Source organism: Streptosporangium sp. NPDC005286, assembly GCF_040607515.1.
Taxonomy (GTDB): Bacteria; Actinomycetota; Actinomycetes; order Streptosporangiales; family Streptosporangiaceae; genus Streptosporangium.
The window spans coordinates 1-19011 of the sequence record NZ_JBEXGU010000175.1; the positions used below are offsets into that span (position 1 = coordinate 1).

At 66.8% G+C, this 19011-nt stretch carries 10 protein-coding genes; 8 read left to right on the forward strand and 2 right to left on the reverse strand.

The features are described 5' to 3' along the window. Positions 1 to 809: amino acid ABC transporter permease (locus tag ABZU75_RS38515; RefSeq protein WP_355565743.1), on the forward strand; the 809-nt coding region annotated here is incomplete at its 5' end. Beyond that, positions 806 to 1567: an amino acid ABC transporter ATP-binding protein gene (locus ABZU75_RS38520; RefSeq protein WP_355565747.1), complete on the forward strand. Its 762-nt coding sequence runs from the start codon at positions 806 to 808 to the stop codon at positions 1565 to 1567. The genes ABZU75_RS38515 and ABZU75_RS38520, both read left to right, overlap by 4 nt. A gap of 207 nt (positions 1568 to 1774) precedes the next feature. Here the strand turns inward: ABZU75_RS38520 and ABZU75_RS38525 are convergent, their stop codons facing one another. After that, positions 1775 to 2194 carry a hotdog fold thioesterase gene (locus tag ABZU75_RS38525; RefSeq protein ID WP_355565768.1) on the reverse strand — a complete coding sequence of 140 codons (420 nt, stop codon included), beginning with the start codon at positions 2192 to 2194 and terminating at the stop codon, positions 1775 to 1777. A 67-nt stretch (positions 2195 to 2261) separates the two neighbouring features. Here ABZU75_RS38525 and polA point away from each other — a divergent pair, with 67 nt between their 5' ends. The 5 genes from polA (at position 2262) to coaE (ending at position 9451) form a co-directional block, all read left to right on the forward strand. Next, complete coding sequence (gene polA / locus ABZU75_RS38530; protein WP_350922737.1) at positions 2262 to 4955, forward strand: DNA polymerase I; 2694 nt, start codon at positions 2262 to 2264, stop codon at positions 4953 to 4955. A 227-nt stretch (positions 4956 to 5182) separates the two neighbouring features. Then, positions 5183 to 6307 (forward strand): polysaccharide deacetylase family protein, encoded by a 1125-nt coding sequence (locus tag ABZU75_RS38535; protein WP_355565752.1) that lies wholly within the window; start codon positions 5183 to 5185, stop codon positions 6305 to 6307. A 220-nt stretch (positions 6308 to 6527) separates the two neighbouring features. After that, positions 6528 to 8024: a 30S ribosomal protein S1 gene (gene rpsA, locus ABZU75_RS38540; RefSeq protein ID WP_355565755.1), complete on the forward strand. Its 1497-nt coding sequence runs from the start codon at positions 6528 to 6530 to the stop codon at positions 8022 to 8024. A 91-nt stretch (positions 8025 to 8115) separates the two neighbouring features. Continuing rightward, positions 8116 to 8571, forward strand: a complete 456-nt coding sequence (locus ABZU75_RS38545) for a GNAT family N-acetyltransferase (RefSeq protein ID WP_350922730.1) — start codon at positions 8116 to 8118, stop codon at positions 8569 to 8571. A 280-nt stretch (positions 8572 to 8851) separates the two neighbouring features. Beyond that, entirely contained in the window at positions 8852 to 9451 is a 600-nt protein-coding gene (gene coaE / locus ABZU75_RS38550) for a dephospho-CoA kinase (RefSeq protein WP_355565759.1), read from the forward strand. Between the two features lie 384 nt (positions 9452 to 9835). Here coaE and ABZU75_RS38555 read toward each other — a convergent pair whose 3' ends face one another. Further along, positions 9836 to 12673 carry a BTAD domain-containing putative transcriptional regulator gene (locus ABZU75_RS38555; RefSeq protein WP_355565762.1) on the reverse strand — a complete coding sequence of 946 codons (2838 nt, stop codon included), beginning with the start codon at positions 12671 to 12673 and terminating at the stop codon, positions 9836 to 9838. A 649-nt stretch (positions 12674 to 13322) separates the two neighbouring features. Between ABZU75_RS38555 and ABZU75_RS38560 the strand changes: the two genes are divergently transcribed. Further along, entirely contained in the window at positions 13323 to 18938 is a 5616-nt protein-coding gene (locus ABZU75_RS38560) for a LamG-like jellyroll fold domain-containing protein (RefSeq protein ID WP_355565765.1), read from the forward strand. Positions 18939 to 19011 lie beyond the last annotated feature (73 nt).

Sequence of the window (19011 nt, forward strand, 5' to 3'; positions counted from 1 at the left end):
GGGGCGCCCCCGCCGGGAGTGGGCTCAGTCCCCGTAAGAGACAGCAGATCAGCCGGGCCGTCCAGTACGTCGTACTGGCGGCCGTGGCCGTCTTCCTGGCCCTGACCATCGAGTGGGGCGAGCTCGGAAAGAACTTCGCCAGGCTCGACGTCGCGGAGAAGACGCTTCCAGAGCTGTTCACGATCGCGCTGAAGAACACCATCATCTACTCGGTCGGTGGGTTCGTCTTCGCCTTCCTGCTCGGTCTGCTGTTCGCGCTGATGCGGATGTCGTCGGTGCGGCCCTACCGGTGGATCGCGATCGCCTACATCGAGATCTTCCGCGGCCTGCCCGCGCTGCTGATCTTTCTGCTCATCCTGTTCCTGCCCCTGGCCCTGAGCGGCTTCCAGGTGCCGGGCGGCACCTACGGCGAGGGCATCCTGGGTCTGACGATCGTCGGTTCGGCCTACATGGCGGAGACGCTCAGGGCGGGCCTTCAGGCGGTGCCCAAGGGGCAGATGGAGGCGGCGCGCTCGCTGGGCATGTCGTACACCCGGGCCATGGTCTCCATCGTCATCCCGCAGGCCGTGCGCATCGTGATCCCGCCGACGACCAACCAGTTCGTCTCCCTGCTCAAGGACTCCTCGCTGGTGCTGTTCCTCGGTGTCTCCGGTGACTACGTCGAGCTCACGAAGTTCGGCAACGACATGGCCTCGACCCACGCCAACGCCACGCCCATCCTGGTCGTGGGCGTGACATACCTTCTGGTCACCATCCCGCTGGGCTATCTCGCCTCCCGGCTGGAGAAGCGCCAGGCGAAGGGACGGTGACTCCGGTGAACCACGCGGTTGAGATCCGTGACCTGCACAAGTGCTTCGGCAAGCTCGAGGTTCTCAAGGGCATCGACTTCGCCGTCGACCCCGGCCAGGTGGTCTGTGTCATCGGCCCCTCGGGGTCGGGCAAGTCCACCCTGCTGCGCTGCGTGAACCTGCTGGAGCAGCCGACGTCGGGCAGGGTGGTCGTCCACGGAGTGGAGCTGACCGACCGCGACGTCGACATCGACGCCGCCCGCCGCGGCATCGGGATGGTCTTCCAGCAGTTCAACCTCTTCCCGCACATGACGGTTCTGCAGAACGTGATGATCTCGCAGCGCCGGGTGCTGAAGCGGGGCAGGGCCGAGGCCGAGAAGATCGCCAGGGAGAACCTGGACAAGGTCGGCATCGGTGAGAAGTGCGACGCCTACCCCACCCAGCTCTCCGGTGGCCAGCAGCAGCGGGTGGCCATCGCCAGGGCGCTGGCCATGAGCCCGGCGCTGATGCTCTTCGACGAGCCCACCTCGGCGCTCGACCCCGAACTCGTCGGTGACGTGCTCACGGTCATGCGCAAGCTCGCCGAGGAGGGGATGACGATGCTCGTGGTCACCCACGAGATGGCGTTCGCCCGCGACGTGGCCGACCGGGTGGTCTTCATGGACGGCGGCGTGATCGTGGAGGACGGCCCGGCGGAGCAGGTGATCGGCGCTCCGCGGCACGAGCGCACGAAGACCTTCCTGCGCCGGGTGCTCGACCCGACGCACACGGACATCTGAGTTCCGTCTCTCAAGGGCCCGCACCCGCCCGGTGCGGGCCTTCGCGCGATGAGGGTCGAAGTCCAGGGAGCCCGGGGGAGGCCTTTGGCGCCGTACGGAGCTTCCCCGACCCCGTACGTTTTCTACTCGGCCTCCCCGCGGGCATCGCCATCACCCACCGTAGCGGAAGCGTCGCTCGATGACGGCAAAAAGGCGGTCCGGGTGTGTTCAGACGTCGCGCAGCATGCAGGTGAGGCGCGCGCTGCACACCCGGCGGTCCCGCTCGTCGACGATCTCGATGTCGTAGGTGGCGAGCGTCCGGCCGCCGTGCAGCCGGGTGGCCACGCCGGTGACCAGACCCGAGGTGGCCGAGCGGTGGTGGGTGGCGTTGATCTCGATGCCCATCGCGATCCGCCCGGAGCCCGCGTGCAGTGCCGCGCCGACCGAGCCCAGCGTCTCCGCCAGCACGCACGAGGCACCGCCGTGCAGCAGGCCGTACGGCTGGGTGTTGCCCTCGACGGGCATCGTGCCCGTCACCCGCTCGGGAGTGGCCTCGGTGATCAGGATGCCCATCCGCTCCACCAGCGTGTTCTGGTGTGAGGCGGCCAGCAGTTCCTCGATGCGAGCGGCCTCGTCGGGGTCTGTCATGGTCAAGGGGACGTCTCCTGTCAGGTGAGTCAGGCGTTCTGTCGTACCAGGAGACTAGGCTTTCGCTGTGCCGAAGAACGAAGCGACCCCCACTCGTCCGTGTCTCCTGCTGCTGGATGGGCATTCACTCGCCTATCGGGCCTTCTACGCCCTGCCGGAGGAGAACTTCTCCACCACCACGGGCCAGACGACCAACGCGGTCTACGGGTTCACCTCGATGCTGGTCAACGTGCTCCGCGACGAGCGGCCGACCCACGTGGCGGTCTGCTTCGACCGTTCCGAGCCGACGTTCCGCCACGAGGAGTACGCCGACTACAAGGCGAACCGGAGTGCGAGTCCGGACAGCTTCCGCAGCCAGATGAGCCTGATCCACGAGGTGCTCGACGCGGTGCGCGTGCCGCACCTGTCGCTGGCCGGATACGAGGCCGACGACCTGATCGCCACCCTCGCCACCCGCGCCGCCGAGCAGGGCATGAACGTGCTGATCGTCACCGGCGACCGCGACGCGCTGCAGCTCGTCGACGAGCGGGTCACCGTGCTGATGACCCGTGTCGGCATCAGCAACATGACCCGCTTCACCCCCGAGGCCGTCCTGGAGAAGTACGAGCTCACCCCGGCGCAGTATCCCGACTTCGCGGCCATCCGCGGCGACTCCAGCGACAACCTGAAGAACATCCCCGGCGTGGGGGAGAAGACCGCGGCCAAGTGGATCCGCGAGTTCGGCTCGCTGGAGGAGCTGGTCAACCGGGTGGACGAGGTCAAGGGCAAGGTCGGTGACAAGCTCCGCGACCACCTCGACCAGGTGCTGATGAACCGGCGCCTGACCCAGCTGATCCGCGACGTCCCGCTGGAGCAGGAGATCTCCCGGCTGACGGTCGGCGCGGCCGACCGCGACGAGATCAACAAGATCCTCGACACGCTGGAGTTCCGCGGCGAGATCCGTGACCGGCTGTTCAAGACGATCGGCTCGCCCGAGGCGGAGACCGAGGAGGGCTTCGAGGTCGAGGTCGTCACCCTCGGCCCCGACGAGGTGGACCCGTGGCTGCGCGCGCTGCCCGAGGGCCGCGCCGGCCTGGCCTTCAAGGGCGCGTACGGCAGCGGCACCGGCCGCGTCGACAGCATCGCCGTCGCGGCGGCCGGAGCCGGGGCCGCGTTCATCGACCCGACCACGCTGACCGAGGCCGACGAGGCGGCCCTGCGCGCGTGGCTGGCCGACGCCTCGAAGCCCAAGGCGGTGCACGACGCCAAGGGCCCGATGCTCGCGCTGTGGGCGCAGGGCATGGAGCTGCGCGGCCTCACCTGCGACACCGCGCTCGCCGCCTACCTGGCGACGCCCGGGCAGCGCTCGTTCCCGCTGGAGGACCTCGTGCGGGTCTATCTGCGGCGCGAGCTGCGCAGCGAGGCCGACAACGGCGGCCAGACCAGCCTCTTCGACGACCAGGACGACGACGGCGCCCGCGACCTGGCCCTGCGGGCACTGGCGGTCGGCGAGCTCGCCGACGCGCTGGAGGCGTTCCTGGAGCCGCTGGGCGGCATCCGCCTGATGCGCGACGTGGAGCTGCCGCTCGTCACCGTGCTGGCCGAGCTGGAGCGGGCCGGCATCGCCGCCGACCGGGAGTATCTCAGCGGCCTGGAGGCCGAGTTCGGCGCCGCGGTCAAGCAGGCGGTCGAGGCGGCGCACGCCTCCGTGGGCGGTGAGCAGTTCAACCTGGGCTCGCCCAAGCAGCTTCAGGAGATCCTGTTCGTCAAGCTCAACCTGCCCAAGACCAAGAAGACCAAGACGGGCTACACCACCGACGCCCCCGCGCTGGCCTGGCTGGCCGCCCAAACCGAGCACGAGCTGCCGACGATCATGCTGCGCCACCGCGACCAGGCCAAGCTGAAGGTCACGGTCGAGGGCCTGATCAAGGAGATCGCCGACGACGGCCGCATCCACACCACGTTCAACCAGATCGTGGCGGCCACCGGGCGGCTCAGCTCGGAGAAGCCCAACCTGCAGAACATCCCGATCCGCACCGCCGAGGGCCGCCGCATCCGGCAGGGCTTCGTGGTCGGCAAGGGCTTCGAGACCCTGCTGACCGCCGACTACAGCCAGATCGAGCTGCGCATCATGGCCCACCTGTCCGGCGACGAGGCGCTGATCGCGTCCTTCGAGTCCGGGCACGACTTCCACCAGGCCACCGCGGCCCGGGTCTTCGACATCGAGCCCGAGCAGGTCACCGGGGAGATGCGGGCCAAGATCAAGGCGATGAACTACGGCCTGGCCTACGGGCTGTCCGACTTCGGGTTGTCGGAGCAGCTCAACATCCCCGTCTCCGAGGCCAGAGCGCTCAAGGAGGGGTATTTCGAGGAGTTCGGCGGCGTCCGCGACTTCCTCAACGCGATCGTCGCGCAGGCCAGGAACGACGGCTACACCGAGACGATCATGGGGCGGCGCCGCTACCTGCCCGACCTCAACAGCGACAACCGCCAGCGCCGTGAGATGGCCGAGCGGATGGCGCTCAACGCGCCCATCCAGGGTTCGGCGGCCGACATCATCAAGGTCGCCATGCTCAACGTGCAGGGCGCGCTCAAGGAGGCGGCGCTCGGCTCCCGGATGCTGCTGCAGGTCCACGACGAGCTCGTCTTCGAGGTGGCCCCCGGTGAGCTGGAGACGTTGCGCGAGCTGGTCACGGACCGGATGAACGCCGCCTACGCCCTGCGTGTCCCGCTGGCCGTCTCGGTGGGTGTCGGCCGCACCTGGGAGGACGCCGGACACTGACGGCCGCCCCCAGGGGGCCGGGGACCTCGCGCGAGCCGGTCGCCGACCGGATGAACGCCGCCTGCTCCCCGCGGGTCCCGCCGGGTGCCGGGCACTGACGACCACCTCCGAGCGGGCGGGTGACCGCCCCTCATGGAGGGCTGAACTCCGCCGATTGGTCGGGCCTGTCCGAGTCTGTTCTAGGCTGGTGATCCAGTCCGAATAAGCTCGATGGGCCTGGGAGTGTTGTGCGGAGTTCAATCCCCCTGACGCAGATCATCATGCTCACCAATGTGGTGATCGTCGCGGTGGCGGTGGTGGTGCTCCTCGTGCTTCCCGCCCCACCTGCCCCATCCGGCGCCCCGGGCGCCTCCGGGGCGGGAAAGGCGGCGCCCGGTCCGTCCCAGCCGCCCGTGACGCCCTCGCCGACGCCTGACCTTCCCTCGGCCGAGCTGCCGCCGCCGGTCACCGCCACGGCGGAGTTCGCGCGGCAGGTGAAGGCCAACGAGGCCGGCATGGTCCCGATCCTGATGTACCACCGGATCATCGGCAAGCGGCTGGCGTCGATCGACCGCACGCCCGCCCAGCTGCGCAAGGAGCTGGAGATGCTCGCCAGGGACGGTTACGTGCCGGTCACCGCGCGGGAGTTCGCCGCCGGGAGGATGGACATCCCCGCGGGCAAGTACCCGGTGGTGCTGACCTTCGACGACGGTCACCCCAGCCACTTCGCGCTGGAGGCGGACGGCACCCCGGCCAGGAACACCGCGGTCGGAATCATCTATCAGGTGGCAAAGAAACACCCAGATTTCCGGCCCGTCGCCACTTTCTGGGTCAACCAGCAGCCCTTCGGCCTGCAGAACGCCAAGGATCAGGCGCGGGCCGTGCAGTGGCTGACCTCGCGGGGTTTCGAGGTGGCCAACCACACCTGGGGCCACCCCTACCTGCCGGGCCTGCCCAAGAAGAAGATCGCCGAGCAGCTCGCCAGGGTCGAGCGGCTGCTGAAGCAGCTCGGCGTTCCCCCCTCCGAGACGATGGCGCTGCCGTTCGGCGCGATGCCCCGTAAGAGGTCCACGGTGCAGTCGGGAAGGTGGCAGGGAGTCTCCTACCGGTTCAAGGCCGTCTTCCTGGCCGGTGCCGAGCCGTCGGTCTCGCCGTTCACCAAGAACTACGACCGGCGATCGGTCCAGCGGATCCAGAGCAATGGTAAAAAAGGCGAGTGCCGGAAATGGTGTTCCCAATACTGGCTGGAGTGGCTGGACAAGCACCCTCGCCAGCGCTACACGGCGGACGGCGACCCCGAGCGCATCTCCATCCCACGGGGGCTTCGGGGTAGTATCAGGGCTGACCGGAGACAGATGATCAACGCCTATTAGGCGAGATCGTTATCCTTTCGGCACGGGGGAGCGTAGTGTCGTCGGATTGACCATACCCGTCTCGTCTCATATGCTGATCGCTGCGTTGTGGGCTCGCGCGTGTCTCGGACGGAGTGGGCTCGCGCTCGATCACGCCGATGTGAATTCTTCGGCTGACGGTAAGAAGCCTGCCGCGCGTTCGCCACATCGACATCTGTCCGCGTTCGGAGCAACTCCACACATGACGAGCAGCACTGAGGCCACCTCGAGCACCCCGCAGGTAGCGGTCAACGACATCGGCTCCGAGGAAGAGTTCCTCGCAGCGATCGACCTGACCATCAAGTACTTCAACGACGGCGACATCGTCGAGGGCACCGTCGTCAAGGTCGACCGAGACGAAGTTTTGCTCGACATCGGCTACAAGACCGAGGGCGTCATCCCCTCGCGTGAGCTCTCGATCAAGCACGATGTCGATCCGGCGGATGTCGTCGAGGTTGGCGAGCACGTCGAGGCCCTTGTTCTCCAGAAGGAGGACAAGGAAGGCCGCCTGATCCTGTCCAAGAAGCGCGCTCAGTACGAGCGGGCCTGGGGCACGATCGAGAAGATCAAGGACGAGGACGGCATCGTCACCGGCACCGTCATCGAGGTCGTCAAGGGTGGTCTCATCCTCGACATCGGCCTGCGTGGCTTCCTGCCGGCGTCCCTGGTCGAGATGCGGCGCGTCCGCGACCTCCAGCCCTACGTGGGCCGCGAGCTCGAAGCGAAGATCATCGAGCTCGACAAGAACCGCAACAACGTGGTTCTGTCCCGCCGTGCCTGGCTTGAGCAGACCCAGTCCGAGGTTCGCCAGACGTTCCTCAACACCCTGCAGAAGGGTCAGGTCCGCAAGGGCGTCGTCTCCTCGATCGTCAACTTCGGTGCGTTCGTCGACCTCGGCGGCGTCGACGGTCTGGTCCACGTCTCCGAGCTCTCCTGGAAGCACATCGACCACCCCTCCGAGGTCGTCGAGGTCGGCCAGGAGGTCACCGTCGAGGTGCTCGACGTCGACATGGAGCGCGAGCGCGTCTCCCTGTCGCTCAAGGCGACGCAGGAAGACCCCTGGCAGCAGTTCGCCCGTACCCACCAGATCGGTCAGGTCGTCCCGGGTCGCGTCACCAAGCTGGTGCCGTTCGGTGCGTTCGTCCGCGTCGAGGAGGGCATCGAGGGCCTGGTCCACATCTCCGAGCTGGCCGAGCGCCACGTCGAGATCCCCGAGCAGGTCGTCCAGGTCGGTGACGAGATCTTCGTGAAGATCATCGACATCGACTTGGAGCGCCGCCGGATCTCGCTCTCGCTCAAGCAGGCGAACGAGGGTGCGATCGGCGCCGACGTCGAGTTCGACCCCACGCTGTACGGCATGGCGGCGACCTACGACGACTCGGGCAACTACATCTACCCCGAGGGTTTCGACTCCGAGACCGGCGAGTGGCTCGAGGGCTTCGACAAGCAGCGCGAGGAGTGGGAGCGGCAGTACGCCGAGGCTCAGACCCGCTTCGAGGCTCACAAGAAGCAGGTCGAGGAGGCCCGCAAGGCCGAGGCCGAGGCGGGCGAGGCTGCCCCCACGTCCTACTCCGGTGAGACCCCGTCCACCGGTGCCAGCAGCTCCAGCAGCGGCTCCTCCGCCCCGGCGGCGGGTGCCCTCGCCTCCGACGAGGCTCTCGCGGCCCTGCGCGAGAAGCTCGCGGGCGGCCAGAGCTGACCTGTGCGGTAGAAGTTCCAACGGAAGGGCCCCGCTCCGGCGGGGCCCTTCCCGCGTTTCCTGCCCCCTGCCCGCCCGCTAGGGTGGCGCCGTGGCCGTGATCGAGTGGGCGGAGCCCGAGGACGCGGGCGAGATCCTGACCGTGCAGCGCGCCGCCTACGTGGGCGAGGCCCAGCTCTACGGCGACCCGTTCATCGCGCCGCTGGTGGAGTCGGCCGGTCAGGTCCGCAGGGCGGTCGAGACGGCCATCGTGCTCGTCGCCCGTGACCGGGCGCGGATCGTGGGCGCGGTCCGGGGCCGGATGTCCGGCACGACCTGCCTGGTCGGCCGCCTGGTGGTCGCCCCCGACAGGCAGGGCGCGGGCATCGGCGGCGCGCTGCTGGCGGCACTGCACGACGAGGCCGCCGCGGCGCTGGCCTTCGACCTGTTCACCGGGCACCTGTCGGAGGGCAACCTGCGGCTCTACCGCCGCCACGGCTACCGCGAGACCCGCAGGGAGCGGATGAGCGACCACCTGACGCTGGTGCACATGCGCAGGGAGCTGTAGGGGCGCTCAGACGCCCTCCGGTGTGGCAGACGACAATAGGGCCGTACCTGTACGAAAGGGGTGGCAGGCGCCATCTCCGGCGCCGCGAAGGGCGGCTCCGGTCCGTCTGCCGACGGGCTGGCAGGGGTGTGCGAGACGGGGGAGACGCCGACCGCCTTGTGCGGCGGCGGAGGGCAGAGGGAAGCGGCGAGGTGGCCTTCCGGGGCGGCCTCGGCCCGGCCCGCCGTGATGCGAGGACCGCGCTGCCGGCGGGCGGCCCGTACCGCGTATGCTGCGGATCATGTTGAAGGTGGGGCTTACCGGCGGTATCGGGTCGGGCAAGAGCGAGGTCTCCCGGCGGCTGGCCTGCCGAGGCGCCGTGGTCATCGATGCCGACAAGATCGCCCGCGAGGTGGTCGAGCCGGGAACCCCGGGCCTGGCCCGCGTGGTCGGGGTCTTCGGCACCGAGATCCTGCGCGAGGACGGCTCGCTGAACCGGGAGAAGCTCGGCTCGATCGTCTTCGCCGACTCCGAGAAGCTGGCCTCGCTCAACGCCATCGTGCACCCGCTGGTCGGCGCGAGGGTCGCCGAGCTGCAGGACCAGGCGGCCCCCGGCAGCATCGTGATCTACGACGTCCCGCTGCTGGCGGAGAACAGGCTCGCCCCCATGTACGAGGTGGTGATCGTCGTGGACGCCGCCGACGAGGTGCGCGTGGCCCGGCTGGTCGAGCTGCGCGGCATGAGCGAGCAGGACGCCAGGGCCAGGCTCGCCGCCCAGGCGACCCGCGAGGAGCGCCTGGAGATCGCCGACATCGTGGTGCCGAACGAGGGCACCCTGGAGGAACTGGAGGCCAGGATGGACGGCCTCTGGAAGGACCTCACCGCCCGCGCCGCGGCCTGAACGAGGTTCGGTCGGACAGCGCCCCCGTTGTCGCACGCTCGCCCCACGATGCCGGGTGGGCTTTTGTGAACCACTGGGAAGAAGACGGCTCGGGACGCGCGCTTCGGGGCACTCCAACGCCGTCCGAGACATGGGTTGTGATTTGACGGTCGTTTCGTGGGCGACGGCAGGAGCCGGGAAGCAGTCGGCGGGGCCGCCATTTGGGAGCGGGTCCTGCGCCCAGCGGGTTAGCACGGTAAGCCGACCGGTCCGGCATCCGAACTCGTCGTGGTGTGCTTGCCCGTCACCGTGGCGGCACTGCTGCTCACCCCCTGAGAGACGCCTTCGGGGCAGGCCCGCTGGCCCGCCCCGAAACCAGGGCATCGTCATGTGACACGGGTGCGGTCAGCTCAGACCGGCCTCAAGCATTCGCTTCTTGATCTCGTCGGCCTGGGGAACACCCATGGGGGCGAATATGCCGAACGCGGCCTCCCAGTGTTCCGCGGCCTCGGCTGTCCGCCCCAGGGCCCGCAACGTGTTGCCCAGTCCTTCGTGGGCGAACCCTTGCTGGTAGACGTCGTTCTCCTCGTCGGCGTAGCGGGCGGCGTCCCGGTAGTGCTCCAGGGCGGTCTGGGCGTCCCCGCCCGTGAGACAGGTTTCCGCGAGGCTACAGAGCATCTCGCCCTCCACCGGCCTGCTCCGCAGGCTCCTCGCGAGGTCGAGCGCCTGCTCATGATGGTCGAGGGCTTCGCGGTAACGTTCCTGCTGCCGCAGGACCGTGGCGATGCCGTTGAGCGCGTCGACTTCGATGCGCTGGTTGCCCTGGTCACGACCCAGGAGCAACGCCTGCTGCAGACAGTCCAGGGCGGGCGCCGGCTCCTTCAGTTTCGCGTGGACGAGGCCCAGTTGGATGAGGCAGTAGGCCTCGTCGTACTCCCTGCCGGTTTCCCGCCAGTGGCTCACGCACTCCGACAGGATCTTGAGCGCCTCACCGAACCGGCCCATCGTGAAGTAGCTGATCGCCAAGGTGTCCATGGTGGCGAACTCATCGATCCGATTCCCGAGGCTGCGGTTGAGGGTCAGGCCCTGCTCGCCGAGTTCTATGGCTCTGGCGGGGTGTCCGGCCAGGTACAGGGCGTAGCTCACGTGCCGGAGCGCCTTCGCCTCTCCCACCCGGTCGCCGGACGTACGCCGGATCTCCAAGGCCTCCTCCTGGTGGCTGAGGTTCTCGGCGTATCGCCCGGTGAACATCTTGGCGTAGCCAAGGTCGCTCAGGATCTCGGCCTCGCCGGAGCGGTCACCGATCAGGCGGGCGGAGGACAACGCGATCTCGCCCGTCATGAGCAGGTCGTCAAGATGGTTTCTCGCGTAGAAGAACCATGACAACCTGCTGAAGGTCTGCCAGGCGTGGATGTGTCGATCTCGCCGCGCCGCATGGACGATCACGGCCACGAGAGTGTGGTGCTCCCGTTCCAGCCAGGCCATCGCCTCGTCGAAACCCGGGAAGTCCGGCGTCCCGTCCACCGGAGCGATCGCCAGAGAGGTGGTGTCGACGGGCGACAGATGGTCCATGGCCTTCAGAACCGAGTGCCGGTACCAGTCGAGTGTTCTCGTCAGGGCGTCGTCACGGTCGTCCGCGGCCTCGTCGTCGGCGCACCGCTCCTCCGCGTAGACACGCACAAGATCGTGCATCGACAGCCTCCGCTCACTGTCCTCCTGCAGGAGATGCGTGGTGACCAGCGTCTCGACCGTCGCGGCGGCGTTCTCGGGGGGCAGGCCGCTGAGGGCGGCCACGGCGTCCAGCCCGATGGACGGTCCCGGATGCAGGCTGAGTATCCGGAACACTCGCCGAGCCTGCGCGGGGAGGCTCCGGTAGGACACTTCGAGTGCGGTGCGAACACCAATCCCTGGATCCTCGTCGAGATCCAGGACGGTCAGCCGGTTCTCCTGCCGGAGCTTGCCGACGAACTCCCTGATCCGGGCAGGTGACCCACCCGCGAGCTGTGCCGCCGCCAGTCGCAGGGCAAGCGGCAGATACCCGCAGAGCCGGGCCAGTTCGGCGATGACATCCGCCTCGCGAGCCGCCTCGCTTCCGCCCAGGAAGTTGTTGAGCAGCGCGATCGCCTCACCGGCCGGCAGCACATCGAGTGAGATGCCGTGCACGTCGTGGGTGACGGACAGGCCTCGCAGGGCGTCGCGACTGGTGATCACGACTCGGGAGGGCGAGGAGCCGGGCAGCAGGGGGCGAACCTGGTCCGGTGCGGCGGCGTTGTCCAGCACGATGAGCATCCGCCTGCCGGCCAGCAGTGACCTGTAGAGTGCCGCGCGTTCGTCGAGGTCGTGCGGGATCTTGTCCTCGACCACGCCGAGTCCACGGAGAAGCCGTCCCAGCGCCTGCCCTCCCGTGATGGCCCGCCCTCGTGAGTAGCCGTGCAGGTTGATGTAGAGCTGCCCGTCCGGAAACCGGGCGGAGACCCTGTGCCCCCAATGTGTCGCCAGGGCGGTCTTGCCGACTCCGGGGGTGCCCGCGATGGCGGAGATCACCACGGTTGTGCTGCCTTCCTCCCCGGACAGGAGCATGTCCAGCTGACGCAGCTTCTCCACCCGGCCGGTGAAGCGCGAGACGTCGGCGGGTAGCTGCCGGGGCACATGTGGTGCGGGAGGGGCCTGTCCCACCGTGGCGGTGCCGGAAGCGGAGTCTCCGGACAGGATCGTCTGGTGGATCCGGGCGACCTCCTCGCCGGGTTCCAGGCCGAGTTCGTCGCGGAAGTGCCTGCGGCAGATCCGGAACTCCTCAAGAGCCTCTGCCGTACGACCGGTGCGGTGGAGCGCGAGCATCAACTGGCCGCGCAGCTTCTCGTTCAGTGGATGCTCGGTTACCAGCAGACGCAGCTCACCGATCAACTCGGAGTGACGTCCCAGGCTGAGATCGGCTTCGACGCGACCGATGAGCGCGGCGAGGCGCTGCTCTTCCAGTGCCGCACCCTCCGTTGCCTGCAGTTCGGAGTGAGTACCGCCGAGGGCGGGGCCACGCCAGAGCGACAGCGCCCGGCGAAATCCCTCCGAGGCGCGGGTGGCATCACCCGTGGACAGCACGGAGCGGGCCAGCGCCGTCTCGGTGACGAAGACGTCGAGATCGGAGGCGCCCTGCCGCAGTCGCAGGGAGTAACCGGTGGGCGTGCTCATTATGGCGTTGCCGCCGGTGAGCAGGCGCCGCAGCGACCACAGATGATTGTGCAACAACCGTCGGCCGGAGGCCGGGACTTTCGTTCCCCACAGAGCCGTCAAAAGTCGATCGTGAGAGACCGTCCTGTTCGCCTGCAGGACCAGAACGGCCATCAAGGTCCGTTGCTTCGGCCCGACGATCGCGATCGAACGCCCGTCGCGCCAGACGTCGACCGGGCCGAGAACGCGAATTTCCATGCCAACCCCCGACTGATCACGGTCGCCGCAGGACGGTGTTCGCCGACCATTCCGCTGATGTTTACCGTCGTACCTCTGCTCAACTGCACATTCCCTGCGGGAAACAGGCAGTCGTGAATCGATTAGCAAGATCGCGACATCTTATATGACAAGATCAACAGCACCAACCGTGATGCTTGTGGCGATCATCACTGGTCAGGTTTTCCCGTTTCCGAACCCCTGGCCGGTCTCCCGCAATCATTGGAGGTAGTCGGTGGGGTTCCCCTTACCGAATCGCCCTTTCGCGCCGCCACGGCGTGAACCACCGAAGCGGACCGTATTTACGGTCGTAACCGTTTCGGCCCTGGCCGCATCACTTCTGGTGGCCGGTGGTTCCATCCCCGCACAGGCAGACCCCGGACCCGATAACCCGGCCGTTCCCGCCGTACCCAAGACGACGGAGTTCCCCCGCCCGGAGGATCCCGACGCGGTGCTGAGGGCCGCGCTTGAGGAGGCCAAAAAGCAGAACAAGCCGGTGGAGGTCCAAGCCGCCTACACCGAGGGGTCACGCACCTGGGCCTATCCCGACGGGCACCTGACGACACAGTCGTACGCCGGTCCGGCCCAGCTCAAGCAGGCCGACGGATCGTGGGCCTGGATCGACACCACCCTGGTGGAGCAGGACGGGGTCCTGAGACCCAGACTCGCCAAGGCCAAAGTCGAGTTCTCCGCGGGCGGCGCGGATCGTCCTTTCGCGTCCATGGAACGCGGTGACGGGCAGAAAGTCTCATTCAGCTGGCCGACCGAACTGCCCAAGCCGACCGTCGAGGGAAACGTCGCGGCCTTTGCCAACGCGGCAGGTCAGGGAGCCGATCTCGTCGTCACGGCCCTGCCCACAGGATTCCGGCATGACGTGGTGTTACGGGAGCCCCCCAAAGAGCCGGTGGAGTTCCGCATCCCGGTCGAGACAGACGGACTCGACTTCGCCGAAGGCAAGCGAGGCGGACTCGAACTCACCGATGCCAAGGGAAAACGAGTCGCGTCGGCAGCCGAGCCGGTGATAATTGATGCCGGTCCCAGTCCCGCCGAAACCAAAAACGCCGGTGTGGTTCCGCCGCGCACCGGAAAAATCGACACGCGGGTGGTGAAGGAGAAGGACGGCCAGGTATTGGTTCTCACTCCGGATCCGAAATTCCTCGCCGATCCGGCGACCAGGTATCCGGTCACGGTGGATCCCACCACCACGCTCACCCTGCAGAGCGACCTGGTGGTGAGCAACGCCGCCGGCGCCGACACCTCGCCCGCTTCGGAGAGGCTGGTGACGAGCATCGAACGCACCAACTCCGTAGGGACGCTCACCTACAGTCACTCGCTCCTCAAGTTCGACACCGGACCGCTGGTGGGCAGGTCCGTCGGCAGCGCCAGGCTGGACATGTACGCGGACCAGCTCGTGGGCTGCCGCTGGTACGGGCCCGCGGGAATCGAGGCCAAGCGGGTGACCTCGGCCTGGCCGCCGTACGTGGGCTGGAGTAACCAGCCGTCCGTGACCAGCTTCGGTTCGTCCGTCCAGCTCTGCCCGGACACGGCGTCGGTCGACGACAACGGCAACTGGATCCCGAGGACCTTCACCTGGAGCGTCACCGCGATGGCCCAGGCGTGGGCCGCGGGCCAGCCCAACGAGGGCATCCGGCTGTCGGGCAAGGGCACGACGGACCCCGCCCTGTACTCGGGATGGTGGGTCTACTTCCACTCGTCGGAGAAGGTCGGAGGCACCCGGCCGAAGCTGACCGTGTCCTACTTCCTGCCGCCGGAGATCCCCACGGTCACCGCCGAGTCGATCGACTCCATGAACGGGAACGACGCGATCGCCCGCAGCACCAGCGTGAAGGTCGGCTTCAAGTCCAGCGTGCCCGAGGGCACCAACCTGGACTACACCGTCGCGGTCAACGACTCCACGATGCTGCCCCCGCCCGCCTTTCCCACCGGGCATGTGGCGCACTGGAAGTTCGACGAAGCCGCAGGGGCCACCGCCGCGGCCGATGCCAGCGGCAACAACCACACCGCCACCTACACCGGCAGCAGAAGAACGGCCACCACCGGCAAACTCGGCGGCGCGCTACAGCTGAACGACATGACCGGCAGCAACGGCTGCTGCATACCGGATTCCTACGCCGCCACCAGCAGGTCGGTGCTGAACCAGAACTCCAGCTTCAGCATCAGTACCTGGGTCCGCCTCAAGGACAGCGAAGCCGTCCAGCACGTCGCCGGCCAGGACGGCGACCCGTTCGGCCTGAGCATCTACTACCTCGGCGGCAGCTACCAGAAGTGGCGGCTACAGGTGTCCGGCACCGGCGGCACGACCGGTTACGGCGTCTGGGTCGACTCGGCGAAGCTGGCCACGGCCGACACCTGGACGCACCTGACCGCCGTGTACGACGCCGGCGCCTCCAAGATCCGCCTCTATGTCGACGGAGTGCTCTCCGGCGAAGCCGACTACCAGCCGTCCGAGACCGTGACCAGCGGCCCGTTCCGCGTCGGCGGCCACAAGTCGGGCCTCAACCTCCTGCAGGGCGCCGTCGACGACATGCGCCTCTACCAGCGCGCCCTGTCCCTGCAGGACATCAAGAAGCTGTACGGCGAGGTCGCCGCCACCAGCTACAACGCCAAGCCCTCCGGACAGGTGATCGAGCAGACCTTCACCCTCGACAACCCGGCCAGCTTCAAGTTCGTCGTGCGGGCCTGCCGCAGCGGCGTCACCCAGCCCTCCTGCAACGAGAGCCCGGCCTACCGCATCACCAGCGACGCCCCGATGCTGCCCACCGACACCGAGACCGGCATGGCGGATCCGACCAGGCCGATCCTGTCGGGCATGGTGAACCGTCCCTCGGGCGGCCCGGTCACCGCCAAGTACTTCCTCTACGACAACGGCGGTTTCCCCGTAGGGTCCAGCCCACTTGGCCGGCGTACCGTCAACGGTGGGGAGCGAGCCTCGTTCCAACTCCCGGAGAACACCGTCCAGGCGGGGCGGACCTACACCTGGCAGATGCAGGCGTGCGTGGGTCAGGAAAGCAGCGCACCCGAACCCACTCCGACTCCAACGCCCACTCCGACCCCCACCTCGGATCCTCAGCAGAAGGCACGCTGGGCCTTCGACGAGGGCAGTGGCACCGTCGCGGCCGATTCCTCCGGTAACGGTCGCACGGTCACGCTGAACGCAACCTCGTGGGGGACAGGTAAGAGCCAGGGCGGACTGGTACTGGGTGGGACCTCCGGTTACGGGGCCACCAACGGGCCAGCGATCCACACCAATGCCGGCTACACGGTCAGCGCGTGGGCCCGCCTGGACGCCACGACCAGGGAAGACGCGATAGTCAGCCAGGACGGCGCGGTCAACAGCGCTTTCAAGCTCGCCTACTCCTCCGGTGACAAGAAGTGGCGGATGGTCACGTACCAGTCCGACACCACCGGTGCCACCCCCGTGCGCGCCCTGTCCACCCAGAACGCGGTGGCCGGCCAGTGGACCCACCTGGTCGGTGTCTACGACGCGACCGCGAACAAGATCCGCCTGTACGTGGACGGCGTGCTGAACGCCGAGACCGCCTACACCAGCACCTGGGATGCGACCGGCAACGTCCACATCGGCCGCACCAAGGCCAACGGTTCTCAGAACAGTTACTTCAAGGGCATCATCGACGACGTCCACCTCTACCAGAAGTCATTGACCGGAGCGGAGATCACCACCCTCTACAACGGCGCCGCCCAGGCCGCCACAGCATCAGCGGCGCCTGCCGATACTCAGGCCACAACCCAGAACGGCGAAGAGGTCTGCACCGCCAAGACCACCCCGGTCAGCCTCACCACTCCCGGCACCCCGACCGACCCACCCGCCGAAGACGTCCGGCATCTGACCCTGCTCAAGGACAACTTCGTCATCAAGACCGCCAAGGTCGACCCCACCGCGTGTGACGGGGCACCTTGCATGCTCCTTGATGACACGGTGATCCGAATCGGCGGCACCGGAATCGACAAGACCGCCGCGGTCATCGGAGTCAATCTCGATGAAATGCCGGACGGCGCGACCATCTCTGAGGGCATCCTTAAACTGGGCACTCCGATCTGTGCGACAAGCGCCTGCCCAAGCGACGCGATGATCACCGTTTCCCAGCTAAAGAGCCCTGTGACGAGTGAATCGAAGGGGGCGGACCTGGCTGGCGATGTGGATACAGGCACAACACCATATACGCTGCCGCTGAGCGGTCCTCAGGCCGACATCGGCGACAGCGCCTTCTACTGGCTACTCCTCACATCCAACAAGGACGAAGTCATCGCCTTCGCCGCCCCCGCGTCAACCGAGCAGCCGTCTCTGGCTCTCACGTATCTTCCGGCCGGGGCCCCCAGCGAGGTGCTCAATCTGACTGCATCCGGCGGCGACGCCAGCGCTGTCGCAAGTTGGGGCCTGCCTGAATCCAACGGCAGCATCGCGATGCTGAATGGTTATGACGTTGAAGTAACGGACAGCGAGGGCGCCGTCGTTAAGACTCTCGACGTTACAGATCCGTATGCAGCTATCAGCTCCCTGACCAACAACAAGACCTATACCATCAAGGTCCGCGCCAGGACGGCATTCGGTAAGAGCGACTGGGAAACGACCACTGCCACCACCAAGGCTGTGCCGCCGCCACCGCCTCCCGGCGGCAGCAATGGTGGTGGGTCCTGCAACTTTGGACCTGCTGGTAATTCAGCTATGGCCGTAGCTGTTGAGGGGGCGTCAGGTGCTCAGGAGTACCTCGAACGGATTAAGGCGTATTACCAGGCCCAAGACGCGGTCCTCGAAGGCGAGGCTGAAACGATCTGGGATGCCGCTGGCGTTACCCCCAGTGCACCCTCTACGGCCAAGCTCTCCTTGCTGAACGCCGCCCTGGTTCAGGAGCACCAGGAATTGGAACAGGCCGGCAAAACCCGAACCGGGTCAACGGTTGAACTGGCCAACACAGTTGTACAGGCCATGCCCGACGGCAGTGTCCGCGTAACCACCGAGGTCAAGCGGAGTTGGTCCGAGACAGGTGCGAGCTCCACACCGAGCGCGGTCCGGGCTGAGTCGGTGGCGACCACGTCAGGCACGGTCGAGCCCAGCGAATCGACCTTGTCTATCTTCGTATTCGACCGGTGCGGTGGCCTCACCATCATCGATGTTCCACTGCCGAACTATCAGGACTCAAGCGACGGGCACGACCCTTGCTCTGGATTCGTCAATCCGGATGGGACATCCCAGGAGGTCTGTGGCGTTTCTGCGGGTAGTAGTGGGGGTGGATCCGCTGGGTCCCTTCCTTTGCCCAAGTCTCCAGGAAATTTCGCGCACAGATGCGATCACACTCCATACCAGATTTACTGCCAAGTGGTGCAGAACATAGGGAAGAAAAACTGGTTCCTCCAGTCCTCGATCGTCTCCGTATTGCCTCAGAAAGCGGATCTCTATCGCAGTCAGCCCCTCAAGTATATGGAGATGGAGAGGTTCGAGAACTGGTTCTTCCTGTTTCCGGGGAACTGGGCCGACTGGGATCCCAACAAACCTAGGCCTCCCTTTGCCGCAGCCCTTCTAAAAGCGCTGAAGAAATCATACGAAATCGAGGACAAAAAGGTTAAAGCCATGGAGATGAGAGCCGGGGCCTGCTTCCTGCATCATCTGAATCAATCGCAAATAAGCGGTGGGCTCACGTTCGGTCAATCAGAGAGCAGTGCGAACGTGGGGTTCACCTACGGCGGCGCGAGCGAAGGCGAAACGTGTATCAGTCGGGCCGAGAACAACTGGGCTGATTCTGTGCCGAACATCGTCGACGATAAGGCCACGCGCGCTGAAATCTGGATGAAGTGCATGGAGCAGAGCAGCAGCAACTGTCGGATAGACAACTACTCCCATCGGATGGCCAGTCGACTGAGGGTTGACTTCACATACAAGGAAGCCGGAAAGAATCATACGTATTATGCGAAGGCAGGTCACTCTTATCGCTGTGACATGAAGTCGACGGGGATTGTGTGGGGATGGGGACATCCGATTAGGAATCTCAGGTGCGTTCCCGATAAACCGACCCTGTCCTTGAAGTGTTGAAGTCGCGTGTCGCCGGAAAGCGGACGCAGCATAGCCCGCGGCGATACTTCAAGATCAGACCGGAGGACGTCTA